Raw genomic sequence first — 464 nt, forward strand, 5'->3', positions numbered from 1 at the left:
CTTCACAGAAAACAGCGGAAGGATGAGGAACAAAAGACAGATCGCCGAAAAGACAGCGATATTTTAAAGCTCCTCAATATGCTTCCTCCATTGTCCAAACGGGACGATGAGATATTTGAAAGTTATGTAATTGAAAAAGAGATACTCGACCGTGAAACCAAACAGGTCACGTACAAGCAGGTTTCTTCTATTGATCAAGATAGAGAACTGGAGTACAGAGCCACTTGCCGATGGTTGCAGTTGCTCCTCAATGATCAGAAGGAAAAACTTCATTTGCACCTTTCGGAAAGCTGTCACAATCCGGAGCATTTTCGTGAAGTAGTATTGGAAGCCTCTGAAAAATGGACGGAGGAAACAGGAATCAAAGTCAACCTCTCTTCCAATCACAATGTGATTCTTCGCAAAGTGAGAGCCTTCAAAAAAGATGGTGCCAAAAGCGTGATCTCAAAGAATTGGGGCAATAA

Annotated in this window: 1 protein-coding gene; it reads left to right on the forward strand. The window is 42.2% G+C overall.

From position 1 onward, the window contains the following. Positions 1–464 (forward strand): hypothetical protein (locus PL77_RS32210; protein ID WP_044213792.1); only part of this gene is annotated, 464 nt, incomplete at both ends.

It is taken from the genome of Flammeovirga sp. OC4 (assembly GCF_000812565.1).
GTDB lineage: Bacteria > Bacteroidota > Bacteroidia > Cytophagales > Flammeovirgaceae > Flammeovirga.